General features: G+C 71.9%; 25 protein-coding genes. 6 read left to right on the forward strand and 19 right to left on the reverse strand.

Annotation, left to right across the window (positions count from 1 at the left end; genetic code table 11):
• Together PLJ28_RS07620 and PLJ28_RS07625 are read right to left on the reverse strand one after the other, a co-directional pair.
• Positions 1 to 1,268 (reverse strand): adenylosuccinate synthase (locus PLJ28_RS07620; protein ID WP_324590014.1); only part of this gene is annotated, 1,268 nt, incomplete at its 3' end.
• 218 nt (positions 1,269 to 1,486) lie between these two features.
• Positions 1,487 to 1,921 carry an SRPBCC family protein gene (locus PLJ28_RS07625; RefSeq protein ID WP_183529377.1) on the reverse strand — a complete coding sequence of 145 codons (435 nt, stop codon included), beginning with the start codon at positions 1,919 to 1,921 and terminating at the stop codon, positions 1,487 to 1,489.
• A gap of 261 nt (positions 1,922 to 2,182) precedes the next feature.
• Here PLJ28_RS07625 and PLJ28_RS07630 point away from each other — a divergent pair, with 261 nt between their 5' ends.
• Together PLJ28_RS07630 and PLJ28_RS07635 are read left to right on the forward strand one after the other, a co-directional pair.
• Entirely contained in the window at positions 2,183 to 3,505 is a 1,323-nt protein-coding gene (locus tag PLJ28_RS07630) for a short-chain fatty acid transporter (RefSeq protein WP_183529532.1), read from the forward strand.
• Between the two features lie 130 nt (positions 3,506 to 3,635).
• Positions 3,636 to 4,208, forward strand: a complete 573-nt coding sequence (locus PLJ28_RS07635; RefSeq protein ID WP_298042093.1) for a hypothetical protein — start codon at positions 3,636 to 3,638, stop codon at positions 4,206 to 4,208.
• 127 nt (positions 4,209 to 4,335) lie between these two features.
• On the opposite strand, the gene bioD is transcribed toward PLJ28_RS07635, so the two are convergent.
• Genes bioD through bioB form a run of 5 tightly spaced genes read right to left on the reverse strand, consistent with a single transcriptional unit; the run spans position 4,336 to position 10,246 of the window.
• Entirely contained in the window at positions 4,336 to 5,085 is a 750-nt protein-coding gene (gene bioD / locus PLJ28_RS07640; protein WP_324590015.1) for a dethiobiotin synthase, read from the reverse strand.
• Positions 5,082 to 6,311: a cytochrome P450 gene (locus PLJ28_RS07645; protein ID WP_324590016.1), complete on the reverse strand. Its 1,230-nt coding sequence runs from the start codon at positions 6,309 to 6,311 to the stop codon at positions 5,082 to 5,084. The genes bioD and PLJ28_RS07645 overlap by 4 nt, the downstream gene beginning before the upstream one ends.
• Positions 6,308 to 7,528 (reverse strand): aminotransferase class I/II-fold pyridoxal phosphate-dependent enzyme, encoded by a 1,221-nt coding sequence (locus PLJ28_RS07650; RefSeq protein ID WP_183529384.1) that lies wholly within the window; start codon positions 7,526 to 7,528, stop codon positions 6,308 to 6,310. The genes PLJ28_RS07645 and PLJ28_RS07650 overlap by 4 nt, the downstream gene beginning before the upstream one ends.
• Positions 7,515 to 8,957, reverse strand: a complete 1,443-nt coding sequence (gene bioA / locus PLJ28_RS07655) for an adenosylmethionine--8-amino-7-oxononanoate transaminase (protein WP_183529386.1) — start codon at positions 8,955 to 8,957, stop codon at positions 7,515 to 7,517. Before bioA ends, PLJ28_RS07650 begins: the two co-directional genes overlap by 14 nt.
• Positions 8,954 to 10,246, reverse strand: a complete 1,293-nt coding sequence (gene bioB / locus PLJ28_RS07660) for a biotin synthase BioB (protein WP_183529533.1) — start codon at positions 10,244 to 10,246, stop codon at positions 8,954 to 8,956. The genes bioA and bioB overlap by 4 nt, the downstream gene beginning before the upstream one ends.
• A 308-nt stretch (positions 10,247 to 10,554) precedes the next feature.
• Here bioB and PLJ28_RS07665 point away from each other — a divergent pair, with 308 nt between their 5' ends.
• On the forward strand, positions 10,555 to 11,208 hold the full coding sequence (locus PLJ28_RS07665) for a TetR/AcrR family transcriptional regulator (RefSeq protein ID WP_183529388.1): 654 nt from the start codon (positions 10,555 to 10,557) through the stop codon (positions 11,206 to 11,208).
• A gap of 16 nt (positions 11,209 to 11,224) precedes the next feature.
• Here PLJ28_RS07665 and PLJ28_RS07670 read toward each other — a convergent pair whose 3' ends face one another.
• From PLJ28_RS07670 to PLJ28_RS07715, 10 genes are all read right to left on the reverse strand, one after another.
• On the reverse strand, positions 11,225 to 11,524 hold the full coding sequence (locus PLJ28_RS07670; protein ID WP_183529390.1) for an antibiotic biosynthesis monooxygenase family protein: 300 nt from the start codon (positions 11,522 to 11,524) through the stop codon (positions 11,225 to 11,227).
• 82 nt (positions 11,525 to 11,606) lie between these two features.
• A complete protein-coding gene (locus PLJ28_RS07675) occupies positions 11,607 to 12,260 on the reverse strand; it encodes a thymidine kinase (RefSeq protein WP_298042085.1) in 654 nt (217 codons plus the stop codon).
• Between the two features lie 46 nt (positions 12,261 to 12,306).
• Positions 12,307 to 12,585: a muconolactone Delta-isomerase gene (gene catC, locus PLJ28_RS07680; RefSeq protein ID WP_183529394.1), complete on the reverse strand. Its 279-nt coding sequence runs from the start codon at positions 12,583 to 12,585 to the stop codon at positions 12,307 to 12,309.
• Between the two features lie 83 nt (positions 12,586 to 12,668).
• Complete coding sequence (locus tag PLJ28_RS07685; protein ID WP_324590017.1) at positions 12,669 to 13,937, reverse strand: lactonase family protein; 1,269 nt, start codon at positions 13,935 to 13,937, stop codon at positions 12,669 to 12,671.
• Positions 13,938 to 13,940: 3 nt separating this feature from the next.
• Entirely contained in the window at positions 13,941 to 14,369 is a 429-nt protein-coding gene (locus PLJ28_RS07690; RefSeq protein WP_010143545.1) for a DUF3151 domain-containing protein, read from the reverse strand.
• 48 nt (positions 14,370 to 14,417) lie between these two features.
• A complete protein-coding gene (locus PLJ28_RS07695) occupies positions 14,418 to 14,723 on the reverse strand; it encodes a hypothetical protein (RefSeq protein WP_183529397.1) in 306 nt (101 codons plus the stop codon).
• 54 nt (positions 14,724 to 14,777) lie between these two features.
• Positions 14,778 to 15,800: a class II fructose-bisphosphate aldolase gene (fbaA, locus tag PLJ28_RS07700; RefSeq protein ID WP_183529399.1), complete on the reverse strand. Its 1,023-nt coding sequence runs from the start codon at positions 15,798 to 15,800 to the stop codon at positions 14,778 to 14,780.
• 189 nt (positions 15,801 to 15,989) lie between these two features.
• Positions 15,990 to 17,381: an AI-2E family transporter gene (locus tag PLJ28_RS07705; protein ID WP_298042079.1), complete on the reverse strand. Its 1,392-nt coding sequence runs from the start codon at positions 17,379 to 17,381 to the stop codon at positions 15,990 to 15,992.
• A 105-nt stretch (positions 17,382 to 17,486) separates the two neighbouring features.
• Positions 17,487 to 18,200, reverse strand: a complete 714-nt coding sequence (locus PLJ28_RS07710; RefSeq protein ID WP_370577191.1) for a TrmH family RNA methyltransferase — start codon at positions 18,198 to 18,200, stop codon at positions 17,487 to 17,489.
• Entirely contained in the window at positions 18,197 to 18,526 is a 330-nt protein-coding gene (locus tag PLJ28_RS07715; protein ID WP_029139052.1) for a hypothetical protein, read from the reverse strand. Before PLJ28_RS07715 ends, PLJ28_RS07710 begins: the two co-directional genes overlap by 4 nt.
• A gap of 136 nt (positions 18,527 to 18,662) precedes the next feature.
• Between PLJ28_RS07715 and PLJ28_RS07720 the strand changes: the two genes are divergently transcribed.
• Both PLJ28_RS07720 and PLJ28_RS07725 read left to right on the forward strand, forming a co-directional pair.
• Complete coding sequence (locus tag PLJ28_RS07720; RefSeq protein WP_298042075.1) at positions 18,663 to 20,909, forward strand: carbon starvation CstA family protein; 2,247 nt, start codon at positions 18,663 to 18,665, stop codon at positions 20,907 to 20,909.
• A 2-nt stretch (positions 20,910 to 20,911) separates the two neighbouring features.
• Entirely contained in the window at positions 20,912 to 21,130 is a 219-nt protein-coding gene (locus tag PLJ28_RS07725) for a YbdD/YjiX family protein (protein WP_183529406.1), read from the forward strand.
• A gap of 192 nt (positions 21,131 to 21,322) precedes the next feature.
• On the opposite strand, the gene PLJ28_RS07730 is transcribed toward PLJ28_RS07725, so the two are convergent.
• Positions 21,323 to 22,150 carry an alpha/beta fold hydrolase gene (locus PLJ28_RS07730; RefSeq protein WP_183529408.1) on the reverse strand — a complete coding sequence of 276 codons (828 nt, stop codon included), beginning with the start codon at positions 22,148 to 22,150 and terminating at the stop codon, positions 21,323 to 21,325.
• A gap of 115 nt (positions 22,151 to 22,265) precedes the next feature.
• Positions 22,266 to 22,388, reverse strand: coding sequence for a hypothetical protein (locus tag PLJ28_RS07735; protein ID WP_298042072.1), 123 nt, complete (start codon positions 22,386 to 22,388; stop codon positions 22,266 to 22,268).
• A 475-nt stretch (positions 22,389 to 22,863) separates the two neighbouring features.
• On the opposite strand from PLJ28_RS07735, the gene PLJ28_RS07740 reads away from it, so the two are divergent.
• Positions 22,864 to 23,862 carry a magnesium and cobalt transport protein CorA gene (locus tag PLJ28_RS07740; protein WP_183529410.1) on the forward strand — a complete coding sequence of 333 codons (999 nt, stop codon included), beginning with the start codon at positions 22,864 to 22,866 and terminating at the stop codon, positions 23,860 to 23,862.
• Positions 23,863 to 23,879 lie beyond the last annotated feature (17 nt).

Here is a 23,879-nt window from a genome sequence, read left to right on the forward strand (position 1 = left end):
ACCACCTGGTCGCGGCCGGGGCCCACGCCGATCGCGGAGATCCGGGTGCCGGACATCTTCTCCAGGGCCAGGACGTAGTCACGCGCGTTGGCCGGCAGGTCCTCCATCGTGCGGGCGCCGGAGATGTCCTCGGTCCAGCCGTCGAAGTACTCGTAGACCGGCTGGGCGTGGTGGAACTCGGTCTGGGTCATCGGCATGTCGTCGTGCCGCACCCCGTCCACCTCATAGGCCACGCACACCGGGATCTGCTCGATGCCGGTGAGCACGTCCAGCTTGGTCACGAAGTAGTCGGTGAAGCCGTTGATGCGGGTGGCGTGGCGGGCCATGACGGCGTCGTACCACCCGGTGCGGCGGGGCCGGCCGGTGTTCACGCCGAACTCGCCGCCCACGGTGCGCAACCGGGTGCCCATGCCGTCCTCGTCGAACAGCTCGGTGGGGAACGGTCCGGAGCCCACGCGGGTGGTGTAGGCCTTGACGATCCCGATGGTGCGGGTGAAGCGCGTGGGGCCGATGCCGGCGCCCACGGAGGCCCCGCCCGCCGTCGGGTTGGAGCTGGTGACGAACGGGTAGGTGCCGTGGTCCACGTCCAGGTAGGTGGCCTGGCCGCCCTCCATGAGCACGACCTTGCCCTCGTCCAGGGCGTCGTTGAGCAGGATCGTCGAGTCCACGACCATCGGGCGCAACCGCTCGGCGAAGGACAGGAAGTACTCGGCGATCTCGTCCACCGTGATGGCCCGGCGGTTGTAGAGCTTGACCAGCAGCTCGTTCTTCTGCCGCAGGGCGCCCTCGATCTTCTGCCGCAGGATCGACTCGTCGAACACGTCCTGGACGCGGATGCCCAGGCGCCCGACCTTGTCCATGTAGGTGGGGCCGATGCCGCGGCCGGTGGTGCCGATGGCGCGCTTGCCGAGGAAGCGCTCGGTCACCTTGTCCATGGTCTGGTGGTACGGGGCCACCAGGTGGGCATTGGCGGAGATGCGCAGGTGGTCACAGCGCTGGCCCCGGGACTCGAGGCCGTCGATCTCCTCGAACAGTGCCTCGAGGTTCACCACCACGCCGTTGCCGATCACGGGCACGGCGTTCGGGGACAGGATGCCGGCCGGCAGCAGCTTCAGCTCGAACTTCTCGCCGCCCACGACCACGGTGTGCCCGGCGTTGTTGCCGCCGTTGGGCTTGACCACGTAGTCGACCCGGCCGCCGAGCAGATCGGTGGCCTTGCCCTTGCCTTCGTCGCCCCACTGGGCGCCGACGATCGCGATTGCTGGCATGAGTGCATCTCTCCTGAGCAGGCCGGAGGGATGTTCCCGCCCGGCCCTCGACATGGAAAACGCCCCCGGCGAGCGGTCCGACGGGGTCATCCCGGGACTCGACCGTGTGGTACATCACCTGAGGGCCTTACATCGGGAGTTTACCAGCCGTCGCCGGGGCCCTCCCGACGACGGCCACGCACCGTCACGCCGCACGACGCCGTGGGACCGCCGCCGGACTAGGGGGCCTTCTCCGCGTAGGCGCGGAACTCCTCCAGCTGGGCGGCCTCGGCGTCGGCGAGCGCGGTGGCCAGGTCCTCGGCCTCGTCGTGCAGGTCCTGGACGGAGCGGACGGCCACCCGCAGCTGCACCCGGGTCCAGTCACCGTCCGGGAGCAACAGGTAGCCGTACTCCACGCGCAGGTCCGAGTCGTCCGTGCCGTTGACCATGGTCAGGCCGTGGCCCGGGTCGAACGTGGACAGGGTGTACTGGCGTTCGTGCCCGCCGGCCACATAGGTGAGCTCCTGGCCCGGGCCCACCGGCCCGTTGACGTGCATCTCGTCCACTCCGGGCAGCCAGACGGGCGCGGCCGCCCAGTCCGTGAGCAGCTCCCAGACCCGCCCGGCGGGCAGGTGGACCACGATCTCGTCCTCGAGGGCGGTGAACGTCTCCATGCCTGAATCCTGACGGGCGGCGCCGGGTGACGGAAGGGCGCATGGGCGGGCGATCCTGGGTGACCGGGGAGGGGCGGATTGACCGGGGCATGGTCCCTCCATACCGTGAGAGGCGTCACGCTCGAGGCTGCAGGATCCCCTGCACGCCCCACCTGCCCGCCGCCGGGATACGGCGGCAGATGAGGAGACCGCACCATGTCCAGCGCGCCCGGTAGCACCGAGACCCGCCCCCGCAAGGAGGGGACGCCCCTGTCCCGGGCCATGCGCCCCATCAACAACGTGGTGGAGCGGTTCATCCCCTCCGCCCTCGTGTTCTCGATCGCCCTGACGTTCATCGTCGCGATCCTGGCCCTGATCCTCACCGACACCGGGCCGGCCGACCTGATCCTGTACTGGGGTGACGGCCTGGCCGGGCTGCTGTCGTTCATCACGCAGATGGCGCTGATCCTGCTCCTCGGACACATCCTGGCCAACACGGGACCGGTCCGCCGGCTGCTCGCCTTCCTGGGGAGCATCCCGAGCTCGCCGTTGATGGCGTACGTCTTCGTCTTCGTGGTGGCCGCCGTCGCCAGCCTCATCACGTGGGGCCTGGGGCTGGTGGTCGGCGGGCTGCTCGCCCGGGAGGTCGCCTACCAGGGCCGCGAGCGCGGGATGAAGCTGCACTTCCCCATGCTGGTGGCCTCGGGCTTCGCCGGGTTCGTGGTCTGGCACATGGGCTACTCGGCCTCCGGTCCCCTGACGGCCGCGACGGAGGGCTCGTTCCTCATCGAACCGCTGGGCGGGGAGACGCTGCCGATCACCGAGACCGTCTTCTCCTCGTGGAACATGATCGCCGCCGTCGCGACCATCCTGGTGGTGGGCCTGGCCCTGTTCCTGGTGGCCCCGCGCCCCGGGGACAGGATCAAGGAGCTGGAGATCGACGCCCGGGAGCAGGCCGACGACGGCCAGGAGGAGATCGTCACCCCGGCCGACCGGCTGGACGCCAGCCGGGTGGTGACCCTGCTGCTGGGCCTGATGCTCACGGCCTACCTGGTCCTGCACTTCGCCCAGGGCGGCACGCTGACCCTGGACACCGTGAACTGGTCCTTCCTGGCCCTGATCCTGCTCCTGGTGCGCAACCCCTTCGAGCTGATCGCCCTGACGAAGAACGCCGCCTCCAACGTGGGCGAGATCCTGCTGCAGTTCCCCCTCTACGCGGGCATCCTGGGCATGATGACCGGTTCCGGACTGATCCAGGTGTTCTCGGACGCCTTCGTGGCGATCTCCACCCCGGTCACCTTCGGGCTGCTGGCCTTCCTGTCCGCGGGCCTGGTGAACTTCTTCGTCCCCTCGGGCGGGGGGCAGTTCGCGGTGCAGGGCCCGATCATGCTCTCGGCCGGTGCCGAACTCGGGGTGGACCCGGCGATCACGGTCATGGCGGTGTCCTACGGCGACCAGTGGACCAACATGGTCCAGCCGTTCTGGGCCATTCCACTGCTGGCGATCGCCGGGCTGAAGATGCGGGACATCCTGGGGTACACCACGGTGGTGCTGATCGCCTCCGGCCTGGTCTTCGGCGGGACGCTGTTGCTCGTCTCCCTGTAGGGGCCCGGGGGCGAGCCCCGGGGTGGACACGGTCGGCGGCCCGCGGGCTTGAAAAAGTTAGCAGTACGTTGCTAACTTTGTTAACCGGCAGGCACCACCGCTGCCAGGGACATCAACGCGAGGAGACACCATGGCTGCAACCACCACCGCCGACCAGGCCCAGGCCACCGCCGACCAGGCCACCCAGACCACCACCACCATGCTGGAGGAGACCCTCGAACGCTTCGAGGAGAACTCCGAGCGCCTCACCCGGATGGTCGAGGACGCCGCCAAGCGCTTCGAGGAGAACTCCGAGCGCGTCAAGGCGTTCAACACCGAGATGATGGAGTCGGCCAAGGCCAACAGCCGCGTCGTCGTCGACAACTACGCCAAGGCCGCCAAGATGGCCGAGGAGACCACCAAGCGCCTCCAGGAGAACTCCGAGCACGTCGCCAAGATGACCCAGGAGGCCGCCAAGAGCTTCCAGGAGAACTCCGTGCGGGTGCACGAGGTCAACTCGGCGATGATGGACTCCTCCAAGTCCGGCAGCCGCCTCGTCGTGGACAACTACGCCCAGGCCGCCCGCAGCGTGTTCGCCGCGCAGCGCCAGATGGTCGACGCCGCCCAGGTCCAGTGGGTCCAGGACGCCGCCGTCACCCAGATCCGGTTCGCCGAGGACGTCACCGCCGCGTGGACCCGGGCCGCCCGCGCACTGCTGAAGTGAACTGAGCGGCACTGACCTGACGTCAGCGCCAGAGGGGCCCTACCGATCGCGGTAGGGCCCCTCTTTCGTCGTGCTTTCGTCGTGCCGGCAACGGCCGGTTCCCCCGAGGGACGGTACGACGGTGCGGTCAACGGCCCGGACGCGGCGGCAGCCTCACCGGCAGCACCCCGGCGAGCGCCGCGGCCAGCGCGGTGGCCGCCCGGGAGACGGCCTGCTCCGGGGCGGAGGACAGGCCCTCCGGCAGCGCTCCACCCCAGGCATAACCGTGGTCCCGGGCCGTGGCGCGCAACCGGCCCAGGTTGGCGCGGTGCACCGCGGTCGGTTCCACCGGCCAGCTGCCCACGATCAGCGTCCCCGGCCGCACGCCCCGGCGCGCGGCGGCCTCGAGCGTCAACCCGGTGTGGTTCAGCGTCCCCAGGTCGGGGCGCGTGATCACGGCCAGTGGCGCACCCGCGCCGAGGGCGAGGTCGGCAATGGTCGCCCCGCCAGGGGTCAGCTCCACGAGCAGTCCCCCGGCGCCCTCGACCAGGACGGTGTCCTGGTCGAGGGCCAGTGCCTCGATGCGCTCCAGGTGCCAGTCCAGTCCCGGCAGCGCCTCCACCGCGGCCTCTCCCCCGGCCTCGAGCGCGGCGTCCACCGGTGCCATCGCCGGGCCCAGCCTCACGCCCTCCGCCACGGTCAGCCGGTCCGGGTGCCCCAGCAGCCGCGCCACGGTCTCGACGTCCCCGGCCCCGACCGGGCCGACACCCGTCTGCGCCGGCTTGTACACGGCCACCCGGTCGCCCCGCGCCAGCGCCGCGGCGGCCAGGCATGCCGTGGCCATGGTCTTGCCGACGTCCGTGTCCGTGCCGGTGACGCACAGGACCGCCGCGCTCACGGGTCGACCCCGACGGCGGCGGACCGGACCGGGACCGTCCGCGGGGCCTGGAAGGAGAGCAGGTGCTCCCATTCCGGTTCGTCGGCGAGCTTCAGCCCCGGGAGGGCGCGGGCGGCCTCCTCGAGGATGAGCGCCGCCTCCAGCTCGGCAAGCCCGGCGCCCAGGCACCGGTGCACCCCGAACCCGAAGGCCAGGGAAGGATCTCCCGTCTCGCCCAGCGCCCCACCGGACAACCGCAGCACCAGGTGCTCGCCAGCGGCGAAGCGCTCAGGACCCACCTGCGTGTCCTTCACGACCAGCCGCCGCCAGGTCGGCACGGAAGAGGCTCTCGCCAGAGAGCGGCGGACCACCTCCCGGCTGGCCGCGGCGCCGCCGTCGGGATCCGCGCACTGTGCCCAGCGGCCCTCGGCCAGCGCCGTGACCAGCACGGTCTGGGCGAGCATCGCGGTGGTCTCCTGCCCGGCGATGACCAGGAAGTAGCCAAGCGATCGGATCCTCTCGCGGTCGACGCCTCCCGCGTGCAGTGCCGCGAACAGGTTCGGCCCGGGCGCTCCCGGGTCGGGGCCCGCCCCGGACCCTACGGTCGCGGTGGAGCGATCGACCTCGTCCCGCAGCCAGGCGTGGAAGTCGATCGCGCTGTCCGACAGGTCCAGTTGCCGCTCGGCGTCGGGCCAGCCCCAGAACAGTTCGAGCGAGTCCCGGCTCCAGCGCTTCAGGTCCGCCGGCGGCGGGGTGGCCACGCCGGTGAGAGCGGCCATGATCCTCGGTGGGACCACGGCGGCCAGGTGGGTGGCGAGGTCTACGGTACCTCCGGCGTCGAGCTCGGCCCGGAGCCCGTCGCAGACCCGTTGCACCAGCGCCCGGATGGGCTCCGACTGGGCTGCGACCTTGGCGGGGCTGAAGAAGCGAGCGACGATGCGGCGCACCTCGCGGTGCGGCTCGCCGGAGGCGCTGGCCAGGACAGGGGGGAGGCTGAAGCGCCGAGCGGCAAGCCGGCGCAGCGTGGCCGGGGCCAGGGGCATGGCCGTCGTCAGGGCGTTGTCCGCAGCGAAGTACTCGGGGCGCCGGAGGATCTCCCGGACGGTCGCCGGGTCCTCGACGCACCGGTGCTGAGCGAGGACCTGCTCCGGGTACACCGTGACCAGCGGATCGGACAGGGGCGCCCGCGCAGTGGGGGCGGTGCCGGTCGGGGCCGCCGTGGCGGTGGACGCGTAGGGGCAGCTCACGGGTCCTCCCGTCCGATCGCTGCGGCCACCGTCTCCAGGGCCCGCACCAGGCGGCGCGGTGCCAAGTCGGCGTGCACGGTGATCCGCAGCCGGGCGATCCCGTCCGGGACGCTGGGCGGGCGGAAGCAACCGACCGCGATGCCGTTCCGGCGCAGCGCCTCGGCCGTGCGCACAGCGGCGGCGGGGCTGCCCATCCGCACCGAGTGGACGGCCCCCTCCCCGCGCTCGACCCGGTTCGCGGTGACCGGGTGGGCGGCCAGCACCCGGTGCGCCAGGGCCGCATTGCGGACCAGCCGGCCGATACGTCGGTCGTCGGCCAGGGCGAGCGCACGCCGGGCGGCGCCGGCGGTCGGCGGGGCGAGGGCGGTGTCGAAGATGAAGGTCCGCGCGGTGTTGAGCAGGTGCGAGCGCCACCGTGCCGCGTCGTCACCACCGAGCAGGATCGCCCCGCCCTGGGCACCGAGGGCCTTGGACAGGGTGGCGGTCACGATCACGTGCCCGGTGTCCGCCAGGCCCGCGGCGCGCACGGCGGAACCCCCCGGCACGGCGGCCAGGGTGTGCGCCTCGTCCACGATGAGCAGGGCACCGTACCTCGCGCACAGTGCCGCGGCCTCGGCCAGGGGCGCGGTGTCCCCCAGCACGGAGTACAGGGACTCCATCACGACGGCGGCCCGGGCACCGGTCCCGGCCGTGGTGCGGTGGGCGAACAGCGCCTCCTCGACCGCCCCCAGGTCCCCGTGGCCGACGACGCGCACCTCGGCCTTGGCGAGCCGGGCGCCGTCGATCAGGCTGGCGTGGGCGTGGGCGTCGGAGACCAGCAGCGTCCCGGGCCCGCCGAGGGCCCCGAGCAGCCCCTGGTTCGCGGCGTAGCCGCTGGAGAAGACGAGGGCCTCCCGGCGGCCGGCGTAGCGGGCGAGGTCACGCTCCAGGGCGGGCAGCAGCGCGTGGGTGCCGGTGACCACGCGGCTGGCCCCGGCACCGGTGCCGTACCGGTGCGCGGCCCGGGCGGCCGCGCGGGCCACCGAGGCGTCCCGGGACAGGCCGAGGTAGTCGTTGGAGGCCAGGTCGATGTCACCCCGCGGCCGAGGGTGGTCGTGGCGTTCGCCGTCGCGGGTCCGCCGCACGCGGGCGCGGGTCTCGACCCAGTCCGTCCAGGGACCGGCCGCGGCACCGGTCGCACCCGTGCGTGCGGCGTGCTGTGACTCAACCGTGGACACGGTCCACCCCCTCAACGATCGCCGCACCCAGCGCCCGGACGTCCCCGGCGGTGCAGACGTAGGGCGGCATGACGTAGACCAGGTCCCGGAAGGGCCGCACCCAGGCGCCCCGGGCGACGACCTCACGGGTCACGGCGGTCACGTCCACGGGGCCACGCAACTGGACGACGCCGACCCCGCCGAGGACCCGCACGTCCCGGACGCAGGCCAGTTCCCCGGCCGGGGCCAGCGCCTGCCGCAGCCCCGAGTCCAGGGCGTGCACCTGGGCCCGCCACGGCTGGGACCCGTCCGGGCCGGTCAGCACGTCCAGGGAGGCGTTGGCGACCGCACAGGCCAGCGGGTTTCCCATGAACGTCGGCCCGTGCAGCAGCGCGCCGCCGTTCGGGCCGGAACCGAGGTCGGCGGCCACCTCGGCGGTGCACAGCATGGCCGCCAGCGTCAGGTACCCACCGGTCAGGGCCTTGCCCACGCAGAGGATGTCCGGGACGACCTCACCCCCGCCACGCGGCAGGGACTCCTCGCTCGCCCATTCCGCGGCGAAGAACCGGCCGGTCCGGCCAAAGCCCGTGGCGATCTCGTCGAGGATCAGCAGCAGGCCGTGCTCGTCCGCGATCTGGCGGAGGATCCCGACGGCGGCCGGCGGGTAAGCGTGCATCCCGCCGGCCCCCTGCAGCACCGGCTCGCAGATGATGCCCGCCAGCTCCGGGGCGAGTCCGGCCGCGATCTCCCGGGCCGTCTCCTCCCACGAGGCCAGGGCACCGTCGTCGTACGACCAGGTGCCGTCCACCCCCAGGCGGGCGGCCGGGGGACGGGGCAGGAAGACCTGTTGCGGGACGAGTCCCGTGAACTCGGCGTGCATCCCGTCCTCGGGATCACACACGCCCATGGTGGCGAAGGTGTCCCCGTGGTACCCGCCGCGCAGGGCCAGGAAACGACGCCGACGGCGCTCGCCGCGGGAGGCCTGGACCTGCAGGGCCAGCTTCAGGGCGACCTCGACGCTGATCGAGCCGGAGTCGGCCAGGAAGACGTGCCGCAGTCCGTCCGGGGCCGCGTCCACGAGCCGTTCGGCCAGGGCCACGGCGGGCTCGTGGGTGAGCCCGCCGAACATGACGTGGCTGAACGAGTCGAGCTGCGTGCGGGCCGCGGCGTCCAGTGCGGGGTGGCGGTACCCGTGCACGGCGGCCCACCACGAGGACATGCCGTCGATGACCTCGTGGGTGCCGCCGTCGGGTCCTTCCAGGCGCAGGCGCACGCCCTCGGCCCCGCGGACGGCGTAGAGCGCACCGGCGTCCACCGGGGCGTAGGGATGCCAGACCAGGCCGGCATCGCGCTGCAGCAGAGAGGGCGCGGCGGACGACACGGTGGTCGACGAGGTAGTGGTGGACGAGGCGGTGCCGGGCCGGGCCTGGTCGAGGGTGGGACTCGTCATGCGTTCGGCGCCTCGGCGGTGCCGGCCCCGCGCCGACGGATGCGGGGTTCTACGCCGGCCGCCTCCATGCCGGCCGCCTGCTCGGCGGGGTGGCCGCAGCCGCAGCCCGGCCCGGTCTCGGCGTGCGAACCGCAGGGCGAGGACGCCGGGCCGCCGGCACCGGCGGGACCTCCGCAGGGCCCCGGAATTGACGCCCCGGCCTGCGAGAGGGAGGCCTGCGGGGTGGAGTCCTGGGGGGAGGAGGTCTGGGTCGGGACCGCCGCCCAGGGCGCGGCCTGCCCGGTCGCCGCCTCCGCGCCGGGCCTCTCCCCGGTGCCGAGGACGCGGAAGCCGGAGTCGGCGATCATGGCCAGGTCCTGCTCGGCGGTCTGGCCCTCACTCGTGAGGTAGTCGCCCAGGAACAGGGAGTTGGCGACCTCCAGGGCGGTGGCCTGCAGGCCGCGCAGGTGCATCTCGCGGCCTCCGGCCAGGCGCAGTTCCGTGGCCGGGGCCGCCAGGCGGACCAGTGCGAGGATGCGCAGGCAGCGCAGCGGGGTGAGCTCCCACGTCCCGGCCAGCGGGGTGCCCTCGAAGGGCATCAGGAAGTTCACGGGGATGGAGTCGCTGTCCAGGTCCCGCAGGGCCAGCACGGCCTCGACGACCTGCTCGTCCGACTCCCCCATCCCCACGATCAGCCCGGAGCACGGCGACAGCCCGGCACCCTTGGCGCGCTCGACCGTCTCCACGCGGTCGGCGTAGGTGTGGGTGGTGGAGATGTCCGCGTACTTGGACTCGGCCGTGTTGAGGTTGTGGTTGTAGGCGTCCACCCCGGCCTCGCGGAGGCGGTCCGCCTGGCCGTCCTTGAGCAGGCCCAGGCAGGCGCAGACCTCGACCTCGGGATGTTCGGCCTTGAGCTGGTCCGTCATGGTGGCCACGCGCTCCACGTCCCGGTTGGACGGGCCGCGGCCGCTGGCGACGAGGCACACGCGGGAGGCGCCGCCGCCGATGCCCAGCTTGGCCTGCTCGACGGCCTCCTCCGGCTTCAGCCAGCTGTACTTGAGGATCTCCGCGGTCGAGCCGAGGCGCTGGGAGCAGTAGGTGCAGTCCTCCGGGCACAGTCCGGACTTCAGGTTGACGAGGTAGTTCACCTTGACGGTGTTGCCGAAGTGCCGCCGGCGCAGGCGCCCGGCCTCGGTGACGAGCCGGAGGGTGTCCGTGTCCGGGGTGGACAGGATCGCCAGCCCGTCCTCCGCGGTGAGCCGGTGACCCGTGGCGACGGCCGCGGCGATCGCGAACGGGTCGGCGGACACGGGGCGGGTCGAGACGGGGGGCTGGGTCGCCTCAGGGGTGTCGGCGGGGGCGTCGGCGGTGGTCTCGGGAGCGGTCTGGACCATGGGGGGCCTTCCGGTTCGGCCGCAGGCCCCAGGGGCCTTGAACGGCGTTCAAGTCTGTGTGCTCGGAAGTACAGCACAGTCCTGAACGGTGTTCAAGATCATGACGGGGCGCGGTCCGACGGCCAGGGGCGCGACGGAGCTGGCCCGGACCGAGTCGGGGTGCGGCCGGGGGCGCGGACGCAGGACCGGACTCGGAGCGGGGGCCGGACCCTACACTGGAGCGCATGACGCTGACCCGGGACCAGGTGGAGGACACGGCCCTGGCCATCCTCACCCGCTTCGGCCTGGCGGACCTGTCCATGCGCAGGCTCGCCCGGGAACTCGACGTCCAGGTCGGTGCGCTCTACTGGCACGTGAAGAGCAAGCAGGAGTTGTTGGTGGGCGTGGCCGCCCGCCTGCTCAGCGGGCTCGACGGTCCCGATGGCCTCGCCGGCCCCGATGACGCGGGCCGGCCGGGACCGTCGGCACCGCAGGACGCCTCTCCGGCGGGGGGCCGCAGGGCGGAGCGGCGGGATCACGCCGCCGGACGCGCCGGCGTCGCCGGCCTGGCGACGGGGATCCGCTCAGCGCTCGTGAACGTGCCGGACAGCGCCGAGGTCGTGCAGGTGGCCCAGTCGTTGCAGCCGGACGCGCTGAAGCCGCTGAACCGCCTGCGCTCCCTGCTGGAATCGGCGGGCGTCGCGCACCCCGCGTGGGCGCAGCACCTGGTCATGAACCACGTCCTGGGCTCCATCGCGGCGGCCCAGGAGGCCGCCCGGCTGGCCGCCGTGGACCCCACCGCCTCCGCGACGCCCCTGGGTGAGGACGCGTTCCAGTGGGGGCTGCAGGTCATCCTGGACGGGCTCTTCGGGACGGCGCCCGTGGCGGCGCGCCCCTGAGGGCGGTCCGGGCCGGTCAGCCGAGGTCGACGACCTCGAACTCCAGCAGCTCCGCCCCCGTGGCCACGGGCTGCCGGGCCGGTCCGCCGTCGTCATGACCGTTGTTGCGGGCGCTCCGCCAGGCCTCGAAGTCCTCCTCGGTGGCCCAGTGGGTGATCACGAAGTACCGCGACTCCCCCTTCACCGGGCGCAGGAGCTGGAATCCCTCGAAGCCGGGGGACTGGTCCACGGCGTGCTTGCGCGCGGCGAACCGGGCCTCGAGCTCGGGCCCCTGGCCCTCGGGAACGGTGATGGCGTTGATCTTCACGACGGTCATGCTCGGTCTCCTGGTCCTCCGACGGGTGTGGACTGGTGCGCCACGCCGTGCGGTCAGGGCACGGGCGGCGGCTAGGGGCAACCTACCCCAGCCTGCCGCCGGATTCCTCCAGGTAGCAGACGCCGCACAGGGACTCGTAGGTGACCTCGACGCCGTCGATCGCCACCTGGTCGCCCTCGAAGATGAACCGCTCCACGGCCTCGTCCCCGCCCACCTCGACGACCTTGCGGGTGTTGAAGATGGCCTTGCGCCCGCACCGGCAGATGGTCTTGAGCTCCTCGAGGGAGTGCGCCAGTTCCAGGAGCCGCGCCGAGCCGGGGAACGAGTCGGTACGGAAGTCGGTCCGGATGCCGTAGGCCATCACGGGAACACCCTGCAGCACGGCGATGCGCAGCAGGTCGTCCACCTGCGCCGGCTCCAGGAACTGCGCCTCGTCCACGAGCAGGCAGGCCACCGGCTTGACCACGGCGTCCACGTGCTCGATCAGCGCGGCCGGGTCATCCCCGGTGGCGTGGCGACGGAAGAGTTCCAGCAGGTCGGCCCCGTGGGGGATCAGGAAGTCGACCGCCCGGGTGACGCCGAGCCGGGACACGATCTCGTCGTCTCCCTTAGAGTCCACCTGCGGCTTGGCCAACAGGACCCGCTGGCCCCGTTCCTCGTAGTTGAAGGCGGCCTGGAGCAGTCCGGTGGACTTGCCCGAGTTCATCGCCCCGTAGCGGAAGTAGAGTTTGGCCACGGTCGACGAGTCTAGTTCGCCGCCGGGCCGGTCCCCCGCCCCGTGCTCACCGGATGGAGTTGGGGTGCTTCGCCAGCGGGGTGACCTTGATCTTCATGTACGGGTACATCGGGAAACCGGACAGGACGGCGTGGAGCTCGTCGTTGTCCGCCACGTCGTAGACGGAGTAGTTGGCGTACTCCCCGACGACCCGCCAGATGGACTGCATCTTCCCCTGCCGCTGCAGGTTGCCCGAGTACTCCTTCTCCTGGGCCACGAAGTCGGCCTTGACCTCATCCGTCATCGACTCGGGAAAAGTGACGTCCATGCGCGCCAGGAACAGCATCGTGCAGCCTCCAAAGGGTCTGGGATCGGGTCGAGGCCACCCTACCGGCCCCCGGGAGCCCTCCCGGGGCAGATGAACCCGGCTCAGTCCAGCGGCAGCACGAACCCGGGGCGCCGGACCGCGGTCCGTCCGGTGACGCCCCGCGGGATGCTCTCGGCATCGAACGGCAGGTGCACCACGGCGTCGCCCCGTTCCAGCGCGACGAGCAGTCCCTGCCCCCCGGGCGGCCCGGCCAGGGCGATGTGGCGGGGCCAGTCCCCGCCGCACGGCACCTCGGCGACCAGCTCGGGCGCCTCGCCGCGGCGGATCACCCCGATGGTGTTCCGCCCGCGGTTGGCCACGTAGACCAGGGCGCCGTCCGCCGAGACCACCAGGTGTGAGGGCAGGTTGTCCCGGGCCGACTCCGGATCCGCGTCCTGGGCGTGGGTCGGGACGATGCCGATCTCCGGGAAGCCCTCCGGCCCGGCCTCGAGGCCCAGGATGTGCAGTCGCGAGTCCAGTTCGCCCACGACCGCGAGGTGCGGCCCGGGCCGGTCGGACCCCGGGAGCGGGGGCAGCACCGCGAGGTGACGCGGTCCGGTGCCACCGGGCAGGCGGTGCACGGCGGTCGGTTCGGTCTCCACGCGCACGACGTCGGTCGCGTCGCCGTCCGCGGAGCTCCCGCCGTCGCGGTCGTCCAGTCCCTCCCCGACGACCCCGCTGGTCTCGCGGTAGGCCTGGCCGTCGGCCGCGCCGGGGGTCTCCTCCGTGGCGTCGCCCCCGGCGGCCCGGGCCGAGGCCTCGAGGGCGGCCACCGAGTACTCCAGGATCCGGTCGCCGCCGAGGTCCGTGACGAGCAGGCGGTCGTCGTCGAGGAACAGCACGAAGTGCAGGTGCGGGGCCTCCTGACGGGAGGGCACCGGCCCGGAGCCCTCCGGGGCCTGGACCGCGATCGGCCGGCCCAGCCGGCCGTCGTCGAGGACCCTGGCGACGGTCAGGGTGCCCGAGTCATAGGAGGCCGCAGCCAGCCACGTCCCGGCGGGGTTCAGGTCGGCGTGGCAGGTGTTCTCGCCCCCGCTGGGGATCCGCTGGGTGGTGATCCAGCCGACGTCCTCCGTCCCGGCGTCCGGCTCCGACGGTGACAGGACCGCCAGCGCTCCCTCGGGCACGTGCTGGGCGGCGTACAGCAGGCCCTCCGACGGGGTGCCCGGGCGCCCCGCGACCAGCCAGGACGGGGCGTCCGGACCGGAACCGGCCACCGCCTCCGGGCCCTCCGGCCAGCCGGTCGTGCGCACGATGCCCCCCGAGGTGGGCAGGGCGGGGACGTGCTCACCGGGTTCGTTGAAGGTGCCGACCAGGACGGAGGCGGTCACGGCTCAGCCCCGGGCGATCTCGTCTTTGGCGCGGGGGTCGGCGTCGGCCAGGAAGGCGTCGATCCGGTGGACCTCCTCGCCCTCGCCGATGGCCGCGGCGGCCTGGCCGAGCAGGTAGAGCGAGCGCAGGAAACCGCGGTTGGGCTCGTGGCTGTACGGCACGGGGCCGGCCCCGCGCCAACCGGCGCCGCGCAGGGCGTCCAGTCCGCGGTGGTAGCCGACGCGGGCATAGGCGTAGGCATCGATGGTGCGGCCCTCGCCCCAGGCGTCCTGCGCCATGAGGGCCCAGGCCAGCGAGGACTTCGGGAACCGGGTGGCGAGGTCCTCCGGCAGGTCACCGGCCTCGATCCGCGCGAGGACCTCGTGCTCCTCGGGCAGGTAGGTGGGTTCGGGCTGCATCAGGTTCCTGCCGACCAGGGACGCGTCAGACATGGTGCTCCTTCCGGGGCGGTCGTGGGCGGGGCGGGTTCACCCCCGACTCTAGCCGTGCCCCGGCTCCCCGCCCTCGTCCCATCCGAGCTCGCGGGCCTGCCGGGCCCACCGGTCGTGCTCCACGTCGCGCGCCTCCCGGCGGTCCTGCCGGGCCTCCAGACGGTCGACCCGCTGCTCCAGCTCCGGCCGGGCCGTGCCCTTCTCGAGCGCCTCGACCCGCTTGCGCAGTGCGTCCAGTTCCTGCGGATCGGCGCCCTCGGACCACGGCAGCGGCCTGCCCGTGGCCATGCTGAACACGGTGATCCCACCCCAGACGAGGATGGCGATGATGGCGATCCACGCGTACCACGGCATGGGCGTTCCTTCCGGTGGGCAGCCCGGGCCGGCCGGCCCGGGCTGTCGGTGGGGTTACTTGATGGACTTGCCTGCGGAGCCCAGTTCCTGACAGGCCTGGACGATGCGCTCGGCCATGGACGTCTCGGCCAGGGCACCCCAGACGCGCGGGTCGTACGCCTTCTTGTTGCCGACGTCGCCGTCCACCTTCAGCACGCCGTCGTAGTTGGTGAACATGTGCCCGGCCACCGGCCGGGTGAAGGCGTACTGGGTGTCCGTGTCCACGTTCATCTTGATGACGCCGTAGGAGACGGCATCGGAGATCTCCTGCTGGGAGGAGCCGGAGCCGCCGTGGAAGACCAGGTCGAAGGGGCGCTCCCTGCCGATCTTCGCCCCGACCTCGCGCTGGATCCCGTCCAGGATCTCCGGGCGCAGCTTCACGCCGCCCGGCTTGTAGACGCCGTGGACGTTGCCGAAGGTCAGCGCGGTGATGTACCGGCCGTTCTCCCCGGTGCCGAGGGCCTCGATGGTGGCGAGCCCGTCCTCGACGGTGGTGTAGAGCTTGTCGTTGATCTCGTGGGCCACGCCGTCCTCCTCCCCGCCGACGACGCCGATCTCCACCTCGAGGATCTGCCGGTTGGCGTGGGTCCGGGCCAGCAGCTCGCGGCCGATGCGCAGGTTCTCCTCCAGGGTCTCGGCGGAGCCGTCCCACATGTGGGAGTTGAAGAGCGGGTCCCGGCCGGCCTTCACCTCGGCCTCGGAGGCGTCCAGCAGCGGCATGACGAAGCCGTCCAGCTTGTCCTTCGGGCAGTGGTCGGTGTGCAGGGCGATGTTGACGTCGTACTTCTTCGCCACCTCACGGGCGAAGGCCACCATGGCCAGGGAACCGGTGACCATGTCCTTGACGGAGGAGCCGGAGAAGTATGCCGCGCCGCCGGTGGACGCCTGGATGATGCCGTCCGAACCGGCCTCGGCGAAACCGCGGATGGCCGCGTTCAGCGTCTGGGAACTGGTGACGTTGATCGCCGGGTAGGCGTAGCCGCCCTCCTTGGCGGAGTCGATCATCTCGGCGTACTTGTCCGGGGAAGCGATGGGCATTGCGGCTCCTTGGCATCTGGTGACCGTGAGCGCCGGCGAACATGCCGGCGTCGGGAAGTCCGGCCTGCGGGCGGGGCGGGCAGGCAGCCCCGGTGCAGACCCTGTCCGCAAGCCATCCTAGCGACCGGACGGGCACGGGGGCCGCGCCCGCACCAGGGTGACCTGGTCGCGGGCCCGGCGCCCGCCGGTTCAGCCCTGGGGCCCCCGGTCCGCGGTGGCGGCGTCGACGTCATCGCCCTCGGGTGGCGCCTGGGCGGGCCCGTGGGATCCGGCCGCCGCCGGGGTCACGCTCCTGCGGCGTTGGCGGCGCATGCGCTGGTAGCGCAGGCGCTGGGCCGGGGTGGCCTTGGCGGAGGCCCGGTCCTTCGGGTCGAGGGGGTCCTGGCCCAGCACCGGGTCGGGGCCGGTCTGGTAGCGATCGGACCAGACCTGGATCAGGGTCCACGCCACGGCGGTGTAGGGCACGGCCAGGATGGCACCGAAGATCCCGCCCACGATGGTGCCGACCGTCAGGGCCAGCAGCACGATCAGGGCGTGCAGGCTCAGGGTGCGGCCCATGACGACGGGCTGGAGCAGGTTGCCCTCGAGCTGGTTGACGGCGACCACGATCGCGACCACGATCAGGGCCTCGACCGGCCCGGTGGTGACCAGGGCGACCAGGGCGGCCAGGATCCCGGCGACCGTGGCCCCCACGATGGGCACGAACGCACCGATGAACACGATCACCGCCAGGGGCAGGGCCAGCGGGACGCCGATGATGAACAGGCCGAGCCCGATCAGCACGGCGTCCACCAGGGCCACGGTGGCGGTGCCGCGGACGTAGCCGCCGAGCACCTGCGAGGACCGGTCCACGGACTCGGCGAGTTTGGCGCGGGTCCCGTCCCGGAACCAGCGGAGGGTGAAGCTGGTGATCTTCCAGCCGTCCTTGAGCAGGAAGAACAGCACCACGACCATCAGCACCACGCCGGTGAGGAACTCGGTGGCCGCGGACAGGCCGGTCAGGGTGTTGCTGGCCAGGCCCCGGGCGAACTCACCACCGGTGAGGAAGTCCGTGACCTGACCGGTGGCGTCCTGCAGGGCCCCGGCGTCCACCGGCAGCGGGCCGGAGGTGATCCAGTCCTGCAGTTGCTGCCAGCCGGCGATCGCCGAGGCGGTGAGGGCGTCCCACTCGTTCCGGACGGCGACGACCACTCCGGTGACCACGCCACCGACGAGGACCAGGATGCCCAGGAAGGCCGCGAGGGTGGCCCAGAGGTGGGACCAGCCCCTGGCCACCAGCCACCGCACCAGCGGGGCCACGGCGGCCGCCAGGATGAACGCGACCAGCACCGCGACCAGCACGACGCTCACGCGCAGCAGGAGCCACAGGACCCCGACGACGACCGCGGCGATCAGCAGCGTCTGCCCGGCCCGGGCCCCGGCCCGGCCCATCCCGTCCGACCACGGTCCCGGTGGCCGTGCGGCCGGGGACCCGGTGGCGGGCTCGGCGTCACCGTCCGGGGTGGCGCCGGGGCCGGCCCGGTGCGGACCGGTGCCGGCCAAGGGATCCTGCGGGTGCTGCGGGGCATGCGGTGTGGTCACGGGCTGGCTCCTGAGGCCTGGAGGACGCGGTGCTGTGGTCCAGCCTACGAGCACGCGCGGCCGGTGGACTCCCGTGAGGGTGTCCGGCGGATGCCGCGGCGGCGGTCAGGTACCGAACACGTGGCGGCGGACCCAGGCGTGCATGGCGATCCCCGCCGCCACGCCGGCGTTGATGGACCGGGTGGAGCCGAACTGGGCGATGGACAGCGTCGCCTCCGCCGCGCGGTGCACCTCCTCGGACAGTCCCGGCCCCTCCTGGCCGAAGACCAGCACGCACCGCTCGGGCAGCCGGTAGGTCTCCAGCGGCACCGAGTCCGGGAAGATGTCGATGCCCAGCACCGTCAGTCCCTCGGACCGTGCCCAGTCGATGAAGTCCTCCACCGTCGGGTGGTGGTGCACGTGCAGGTAGCGGTCCGTGACCATGGCCCCGCGCCGGTTCCAGCGGCGCCGGCCGATGATGTGCACGCCGGCGGCGTTGAACGCGTTGGCGGTGCGCACCACGGTGCCGATGTTCAGGTCGTGCTGCCAGTTCTCGATGGCCACGTGGAAGGAGTGCCGGCGGGTGTCCAGGTCGGCGACGATCGCCTCCAGCGACCAGTAGCGGTAGTGGTCGGCCACGTTGCGCCGGTCCCCGTGCCGCAGCAGGTCCGGGTCCCAGTGCTCCCCCGTCGGCCAGTCACCCTCCCAGGGGCCCACGCCCACCTCGCGCGGGTGCCCCTCACCGGGCACGACGCCGGCGTCCGCCTCGGCCGGCACGTCCGGGTCCAGTGCGGCCGGCACCGGGGCACCCGGGGTGCCGGGTCCGGCGTCGGGCGTCACCCCTTGCGGTCCACCAGCGCCCACGAGGCCAGCGCCGAGGCGGCCGCCACGGTGAGCACCGAGGGCCAGGCGCCGATCTTCTTGGCCAGCGGGTGCGAGGCGCCGAACCCGCCCAGGTACACGGCGGACAGCGCGGCGGTGGTGCCCGCGCCGGCCTTCGCCGCCCAGGTGCGGCCCGCGTAGGCGCCGACCGCGGCCAGGACGACCCCGCCGAGGGGACGGATCCCGGTCTCGCGGGCGGTCAGGTAGCCGCCGATCAGCCCGAGTGCCGCCAGCGGGGCGGTGGTGACGGACTCGGCGGGCTTGAAGACTCCACGTTCACTCATGGCCCCTACGCTAGCCGCCCCAGCGGTGGGTATTGACGTGCTGACGCGCGCCGGAGGACAGTGGTCATGCACCCGCCGCGCCAGCCTCCGGGACGAGGCCCCCCGCACCACGCGGCACCGTGAGATGAGGGATGAGATGACCGAGAGTTCCGCGCCCACCACCGGATTGCCACCGACCGCCGTCGACCCCGAGGTAGCGGAGCAGGAGGACCGGAAGTGGACTCCGGGCAAGATCATCCTCTGGGCGGTCATCGCCCTGGTCGGCGGCATCGCGTGGGCCATCCTGGCCATCTCCCGCGGCGAGACGATCAACGCCATCTGGTTCGTGTTCGCCGCCGTGTGCACCTACCTCATCGCCTACCGGTTCTACTCGAAGTTCATCGAGCGGAAGATCACGCGGCCGGATGACACCCGGGCCACGCCGGCCGAGTACAACAACAACGGGCGGGACTTCATGCCGACGGACCGGCGGGTCCTGTTCGGCCACCACTTCGCGGCGATCGCGGGCGCCGGCCCCCTCGTCGGCCCCGTCCTGGCGGCCCAGATGGGCTACCTGCCCGGGACCGTGTGGATCATCATCGGCGTGGTGCTGGCCGGCGCGGTCCAGGACTACCTCGTCATGTTCTTCTCGATGCGCCGCGGGGGCCGCTCCCTGGGTCAGATGGCCCGGGAGGAACTGGGGATCATCGGTGGCACCGCCGCCCTGTTGGCGACCCTGATGATCATGATCATCATCGTGGCGATCCTGGCGCTGGTCGTCGTCAACGCCCTGGGCGAGTCCGCCTGGGGTGTCTACTCGGTCGCCCTGACCATTCCCATCGCCCTCTTCATGGGCGTCTACCTGCGCTTCCTACGCCCGGGCCGGGTCATGGAGGTTTCCGTGATCGGTTTCGCGCTGCTGATGTTCGCGATCATCTCGGGCCGCTGGGTCGCCGAGTCCGCGTGGGGCGCCGAGCTGTTCCACCTGGACCGGACCACCATCGCCTGGGCGATCATCATCTACGGTTTCGTGGCCGCCGTCCTGCCCGTGTGGCTGCTCCTGGCCCCCCGCGACTACCTCTCCACGTTCATGAAGATCGGCGTCATCGGCCTGCTGGCCATCGCGATCGTCGTGGTGCGCCCCGAGATCACCGTGCCGGCCATCTCAGAGTTCGCCGGACGCGAGGACGGTCCGGTCGTCCCCGGGTCACTGTTCCCCTTCCTCTTCGTCACCATCGCCTGCGGCGCGTTGTCGGGATTCCATGCCCTGATTTCCTCCGGGACCACGCCGAAGCTCGTGGAGAAGGAGAGGCAGACCCGCTTCCTGGGCTACGGCGGCATGCTCATGGAGTCCTTCGTGGCGATCATGGCGCTCGTCGCCGCGATCTCGATCGACCGCGGCGTCTACTTCGCGATGAACTCCTCGGGGGCCGTGACCGGGGGCACCGTGGAGGGCGCCGTCCAGTTCGTCAACTCGCTGGGGCTGATGGGCGTGAACCTGGCGCCCGAGACACTCACGGACCTTGCGGCCAATGTCGGCGAGGAGTCCGTGGTGTCCCGCACCGGTGGCGCCCCGACGCTCGCCGTGGGCATCGCGACGATCATGAACCAGTGGTTCGGCGGGCCCGCGATGATGGGCTTCTGGTACCACTTCGCGATCATGTTCGAGGCCCTGTTCATCCTCACCGCCGTGGACGCGGGTACCCGCGTGGCCCGGTTCATGCTGCAGGACACGATCGGCAACTTCATCCCCCGGTTCAAGGACACGTCCTGGCGCCCGGGCGCCTGGTTGTGTACGGCGATCATGGTCGCCGGCTGGGGATACATCCTCATCCTCGGCGTCACCGACCCCCTGGGGGGCATCAACACGTTCTTCCCGCTCTTCGGCATCGCCAACCAATTGCTCGCCGCGATCGCACTGGCCGTGGTCATGGCGATCGTGGCGAAGCGGGGCACCTTCAAGTACCTGTGGGTGGTGGTGCTCCCACTGGCGTTCGCCGCCGTGGTCACCATCACCGCCTCGCTGTACAAGATCTTCTCCCCGGTTCCGGCGGTCGGTTACTGGGCCCAGCACAACGCGTTCCGCCAGGCGCTCGAGGACGGGCAGACCAGCTTCGGCACGGCCAGATCGGTCGAGGCCATGGAGGCGGTCGTGCGCAACACCTTCGTGCAGGGGACGCTGTCGGTGGTGTTCATGGTGCTGACGATCATCGTCATCACCATGGCCGTCGTGGCGACCGTGAAGTCCTACCGGACGCGCGGCGTGCCGGAGAACGAGGATCCCCGGGTCGAGTCCCGCATCTACGCGCCCTCCGGGCTCATCTCCACCCCGGCCGAGAAGGCCCTCGAGGCGCAGTGGAAGGCCCTGCCGCCCGAGCGCCAGCCGGTCCGCGGGAGGCACTGACCGTGGCGGCGCAGGCACTGCGCACACTGGCCGCCTCGCTCACCACGGCCTGGCGGAGCACCGTGTGGTTCCTTCGCGGCGTGCTCGGGGCGGACGCCTACCAGCACTACCTGGCCCACCAGGCCCGGGTGCACCCGGGTGTCGAGCCGATGTCCGAGCGGGCCTTCTGGAAGGACAGGATGGACTGGCAGGACCGGAACCCGCAGGGACGCTGCTGCTAGCACACTGACTGGACGTCCGGCGCAGCACAGCCCGGAACGGGCGGCTCCCGGGGCATCGGGAGCGCTGGCTGCGCTGATCCGAGCGCTCCGCGCATCCAGGGGTCAGCGGAAGGGCGCCATGCCGTGTGGATCTCTGGGCCGAGAACCCTGAGTACGCCGAGAGGCCGCATGTGCCCGGCTGGGAGGAGGGCCCTAGGCGCCTGGAGTGAGGTGTTCCCGGATGGCGTGCGCGACGTCGAGGGGAGAGTCCTCGGTGGGGATGTGCTTGCCGTGTACCTCGACCAGGTCCGAACCGGGGATCTCGGTGACGTAGCGGCGGGCGTAGTGGAGCTTCTGGAAATCATCCTCCCGGCCCCACACCAGCCGGGTCGGAATGGCCGCCTCCTGCAAGGCGGGAATCAGGGCCAGGGTGTATTCGGGGGCGGCGGCCGCGGCCATCGCCGTCCAGGACCGCACCCTGGCCGGATCGCGCCAGGGACTGAGGTAGTCGGCCAGTTCGGCATCGCCCAGGGTGCGGTGGACGCTGCCCCGGGTGGAGGTGGTGCGCGCCTCGAGGAGGTCCTCGACGGTGGTGGCTGCCCGTACCTGGGGGTCGCGGTATCGTTCGACGGCCGGTACCGGCCAGGAGTCGAACATGACCGCGTTCATCAGCACCATCCTGTGGATCCGGCCGGTGGTCGCGGCCAGGTGTTGGGCGATGCCTCCGCCGATGTCATGGCCGGCCACGTCGAAAGTGCCCAGTCCTAGGGCATCGGCGGCCGCCAGGACGGTCCGCGCCAGAGCCGGGACGGTGGCCTGCTCGACGGGGAGTTCTCCGGCGCTGGCCCCGAAGCCCGGCAGGTCCAGGGCGATGCACCGGGCGGTGTGCCCCAGTTCGGGCAGGATCGGCGCCCACACCCGGCTCCAGAAGGTGCCGTGCACCAGGACCAGGGGCGGGGCGTCTTCATCTCCGCTGGTGAGGTAGGACAGGTCGGCGCCATCGACCGTGATGGTGCGGCGGGCCACCGGCTGGTGTTCCATGGTTCTCCTCTTCTGGCCAGCGTGGGTGTCGGCGGTGCCGGCCTGGATCGGGGGTTGCGTTCAGGATGCCGTGGTGAGGGCCGGAGCCAGATCCGTCAGGGCGGCCACTGTGAGGTCAGGGTGTGCGCAGGAGGAGGGGTAGACAGCTCCGTTTCGGTTCACCCAGGTGGTGCATGGCCGACATGTCCGAGAGGGGCTCGTTGACATCGAAGACGATGACCGTCGGTGTTCCGGTCATGGTGAGATTCCTTCCAGTGGTCCTGGGAGCGGCCGCCGCGTGCCGCCGCGGCACGGTGACCGTGTCCACCCTGCCATCTCATCGGCCGCCGCACCACGGCCCCCGGTGATGGGCGGTGTCCCGGACGCCGGCCACGGGGCGGGCCCAGGCTGAGCGGACGGAGGCCTTCAGCGTGACGTCCGCTCAGCTGCGCGACACCCTGGGGATCGAACTGTGGCGCATCCCCGTGGTGGTCGTCACGGCGATCGCGATCCACCTGGTCTTCCTGCTGCCGATCCGCCTGTCCGGTCCTCGGCATGATGGCTTCTCTCCGGGTTGCGGTATCAGGCTCCTCTGGTCTGTCGTCACCCCGGGCGGAAGGGGCCACGCAGGCCAGCCGCCAGTCCGGGTCATGCCGATCAGGCTCTCACCGCACCGGACGGCGCGGCCAGTGGCTGTGCCCGCGGGCCCGGTCCGCAGGGCGCACAATGGAGCCGTGACCATCGTCGACAACGCCATCTACAAGGACGGCAAGCGCATCCTGGCCCCCACCAGCCTCCAGGAGACCTTCGAGGAGTGTGAACGGCTGGGTGGCATGGCCTGGGTCGGGCTGTACCGGCCGGACGAGGCGGAGCTGCAGGAGGTCGCCGAGGAGCTGAACCTGCACGAGCTGGCGGTCGAGGACGCGCTGGCCGGCGGGCAGCGGGCCAAGCTCGAGCACTACGACGACGACCGGTTCTTCGTGCTGATCCCAGCCCGCTACATCGACGAGACCGAGACGGTCGAGTTCGGCGAGCTCAACGTGTTCGTCGGGGCGAACTTCGTGGTCACGGTGCGCCACTCCGAGGTGCCGGACCTCTCCCGCGTGCGGTTGCACCTGGAGCGGGACCGGCCCGAACGGCTCGCCGCGGGGACCTCCGCCGTGGTGCACGGGATCCTGGACACGGTGGTGGACGACTACTTCCCGGTCGCGGACGGCCTGGACAACGACATCGCGGAGATCGAGGACCAGATCTTCGCGGGGGACGGCAACGTCTCCCGGCGCATCTACCAGCTCTCCCGGGAGGTGGTGAACTTCCAGCGGGCGATCCGGTCCCTGCCGTACATGCTCGACAACATGATCGAGAACCTGGAGACGGACCCGTCCAAGGTCGAGGTGGTCCGCAAGCTGCGGGACGTCCAGGACCACACGGAGCAGCTCAACGACCGCGTCATGGCCATGCGGACCATGCTCGAGCACGCCCTGGAGCTGGACTCGACCCTGACCTCCAAGAAGCTCGCCGAGGAGTCCGTGCGGCAGAACGACCAGGTGAAGAAGATCTCGTCCTGGGCGGCCATCATCTTCGCCCCGCAGTTGATCGGCTCCATCTACGGCATGAACTTCGACCGCATGCCGGAACTCCACTGGGCCTGGGGCTACCCCTTCGCCCTCGGGCTCATGCTGGCGATCGCCGTGGTGCTCTACGTCCTGTTCAGGCGCAACGACTGGCTGTAAGCGCGCTCCGGCGCCCC

The sequence above is a fragment of the Citricoccus sp. genome (genome assembly GCF_035445025.1).
GTDB lineage: Bacteria > Actinomycetota > Actinomycetes > Actinomycetales > Micrococcaceae > Citricoccus.

Excerpts from the sequence above, each read along its gene's own strand:
- PLJ28_RS07625 (WP_183529377.1), bottom strand. The coding sequence starts at position 1,921 with ATGGAGACGTTCACCGCCCTCGAGGACGAGATCGTGGTCCACCTGCCC.
- catC (WP_183529394.1), bottom strand. The coding sequence starts at position 12,585 with ATGCTGTTCCTGGCGCGCATGGACGTCACTTTTCCCGAGTCGATGACG.
- PLJ28_RS07635 (WP_298042093.1), top strand. The coding sequence starts at position 3,636 with ATGGCTGCAACCACCACCGCCGACCAGGCCCAGGCCACCGCCGACCAG.
- PLJ28_RS07730 (WP_183529408.1), bottom strand. The coding sequence starts at position 22,150 with ATGGAACACCAGCCGGTGGCCCGCCGCACCATCACGGTCGATGGCGCC.
- PLJ28_RS07690 (WP_010143545.1), bottom strand. The coding sequence starts at position 14,369 with ATGTCTGACGCGTCCCTGGTCGGCAGGAACCTGATGCAGCCCGAACCC.
- PLJ28_RS07695 (WP_183529397.1), bottom strand. The coding sequence starts at position 14,723 with ATGCCGTGGTACGCGTGGATCGCCATCATCGCCATCCTCGTCTGGGGT.
- PLJ28_RS07665 (WP_183529388.1), top strand. The coding sequence starts at position 10,555 with ATGACGCTGACCCGGGACCAGGTGGAGGACACGGCCCTGGCCATCCTC.
- PLJ28_RS07715 (WP_029139052.1), bottom strand. The coding sequence starts at position 18,526 with ATGAGTGAACGTGGAGTCTTCAAGCCCGCCGAGTCCGTCACCACCGCC.
- PLJ28_RS07630 (WP_183529532.1), top strand. The coding sequence starts at position 2,183 with ATGCGCCCCATCAACAACGTGGTGGAGCGGTTCATCCCCTCCGCCCTC.
- PLJ28_RS07735 (WP_298042072.1), bottom strand. The coding sequence starts at position 22,388 with ATGACCGGAACACCGACGGTCATCGTCTTCGATGTCAACGAGCCCCTC.
- bioA (WP_183529386.1), bottom strand. The coding sequence starts at position 8,957 with ATGACGAGTCCCACCCTCGACCAGGCCCGGCCCGGCACCGCCTCGTCC.
- PLJ28_RS07670 (WP_183529390.1), bottom strand. The coding sequence starts at position 11,524 with ATGACCGTCGTGAAGATCAACGCCATCACCGTTCCCGAGGGCCAGGGG.
- PLJ28_RS07720 (WP_298042075.1), top strand. The coding sequence starts at position 18,663 with ATGACCGAGAGTTCCGCGCCCACCACCGGATTGCCACCGACCGCCGTC.
- fbaA (WP_183529399.1), bottom strand. The coding sequence starts at position 15,800 with ATGCCCATCGCTTCCCCGGACAAGTACGCCGAGATGATCGACTCCGCC.